The following is a 2,419-nucleotide window of genomic DNA, read 5'->3' on the forward strand; positions in this document are numbered from 1 at the left end:
TTTTCTATATAAGTATAGTGCTATAGTTTTTTTCCCTAAGTTTGGAAAGACTCTTCTATAAATCATTACTATATTAAAATCTACCTACCAAACTGAGGCCATAGTACTTGAATAAAAAAATCATTCAAAACTTGATTACATTGAAATGCTAGTTGATTTTGGTCTAATTCATCTTTAGTAAAATAAGCTAAACGCTGACCTTCATTAAGTGGAATTTCTATTAAGTCTAAATCTATTTTTTTCCAGAAAACATAATGTTCTCTATCATAAATATTGTACTTTTGAAAAAAGTTGATATCTGTTAATTCAATTTCGATTTCTTCCCTTATTTCTCTGCATATACAATCTTCTGGAAGTTCACCATTTTCAATAAATCCTCCTAATAAATTCCAAGTATTAGGAAAAGGAATAGAGTCTTTATTGTCTCTAAGCACGAGTAAAATTTGCTGAGAGCTGTTAAACAAAATAATTACACAACCTTGCAGCTTGTTCATATTTTTCTCCTAGTTAAAAAAATTATAACTATATAGGGACGTTGCATTGAATATCCCTAATTTGTGGTCTACTCAAATGAAAAGCGCTTTCAATAATGGATAATGGATAATTGATAATTGATAATTAGGGCTTGCTGATTAATTCTAACAGTATTAACATATATTGCTTTTAGCGTTTTAGAGTTGAAAAAAGTACCAGCTTTTCGGTGGAAAAAGCTCATGCATGCTAATATTTTGGGACGATTATGGCAGAAAAATTTAGAGACAAAACTTAGCTCCTACCTCCTCTACATTCCCATTTCTCCTGTCTCCTTTCTCCTGTCTCCTGTCTCCTACCCCAGCCAAAAGACTTTATAAGGAAAATCACGATAGTATATCTGTGTTATGCCTATAAGGAAAAGTTTCGGTAATTTCGTTCAGTCAGTTTTTCCACAAGAAAACGTCTAGATACCAATGGTAAAAGTAGGGGTTTGGTCTTCAAACTCCTACAAAAGACTAGCTATGTTGAAATAATGGTCTTGTATGGAAGCCATTTGGTATCTTTGTCTGGGATTAAATTTTTGAGTTACGAGTCGGGAGTGGAATAGAGGTAACACAGGAAAAAGATTTAAAAATTCTCACTTACTCCCCTACTCTCCTACTTTTGAAATTAGAATCAGATTTTTTCTGTCATTAAATCTTTCCACCTGAACCTCCTAGGGTGGAAAATCACCAAGATTTTCATTCTCTGAAGCTCCGGAGAAAAATCGCGACTCAAAGGATTTTCAGTTGCATCCTCACAAAAATTGTGATATTCTAAAGCTTAGATGGTGCTACTTGCCCCTACGCATGACTTTTTATTCAACTAAAATTCTCCACTCAGAAACAAGCAAATATTCAGGAATTTTTCCAGCAAGCAAGAGTAATGCAGAAATATTTTCATCTTCTGGAGCTTCCGAGATGTTTGTCTTCTGTTGTCAAAATTTCCCATCCATTACTCCTGAGTAAAAAACCACCAAGATTTTCATTTTCTGAAGCTCATAAAAAATCGCGCTCCAAAGGATTTTCCGCTGCATCCTCACAATTTTTGTGATATTCTAAAGCTTAGATGGAGTTACTCGCCTATACGCATGACTTTTTATTCAACTAAAATTGCCGACTAACAAACAACTATATATTTGGGAATTTTTCCAGGAGGCAGGAGTAATATAGAAATATTTTCATCTTCTGGAGCTTCCGAGATGTTTGTCTTCTGTTGTCAAAATTTCCCATCCATTACTCCTGAGTAAAAAACCACCAAGATTTTCATTTTCTGAAGCTCATAAAAAATCGCGCCTCAAAGGATTTTCCGCTGCATCCTCACAAAAATTGTGATATTCTAAAGCTTAGATGGAGTTGTTCGCCTCTGAACTTGACTTTTTATTCAATCAAAATTCCCGACTCAGAAACAACCAAGTATTTAGGAATTTTTCCAGGAGGCAGGAGTAATATAGAAATATTTTCATCTTCTGGAGCTTCTAAGAAATGTTTGTTTTCCCTCGTCAAAATTTTCTATCCATAACTCCTGAGTGGAAAAGCACCAAAATTTTCATTTTCTGAAGCTCATAAAAAAATCGCGCTCCAAAGGATTTTCCGCTGCATCCTCACAATTTTTGTGATATTCTAAAGCTTAGATGGAGTTACTCGCCTATACGCATGACTTTTTATTCAACTAAAATTGCCGACTAACAAACAACTATATATTTGGGAATTTTGCCAGCAGGCAGAAGTAATACAAAGATCTTTTCATCTTCTGGAGCTTCTAAGAAATGTTTGTTTTCCCTCGTCAAAATTTTCCATCCATAACTCCTGAGTGGAAAAGCACCAAAATTTTCATTTTCTGAAGCTCATAAAAAAATCGCGCTCCAAAGGATTTTCCGCTGCATACTCATAATTTTTGTGATATT

Annotated in this window: 2 protein-coding genes; both read right to left on the reverse strand. The window is 34.3% G+C overall.

All coding sequences use genetic code 11. From position 1 onward, the window contains the following. Positions 1 to 80: 80 nt before the first annotated feature. Positions 81 to 494 (reverse strand): NUDIX domain-containing protein, encoded by a 414-nt coding sequence (locus AC3DU7_RS04255; protein ID WP_488038116.1) that lies wholly within the window; start codon positions 492 to 494, stop codon positions 81 to 83. Between the two features lie 1,398 nt (positions 495 to 1,892). Continuing rightward, positions 1,893 to 2,018 (reverse strand): hypothetical protein, encoded by a 126-nt coding sequence (locus tag AC3DU7_RS04260; protein WP_488038117.1) that lies wholly within the window; start codon positions 2,016 to 2,018, stop codon positions 1,893 to 1,895. Between the last annotated feature and the right edge of the window lie 401 nt (positions 2,019 to 2,419).

Source organism: Okeania sp. (assembly GCF_983059655.1).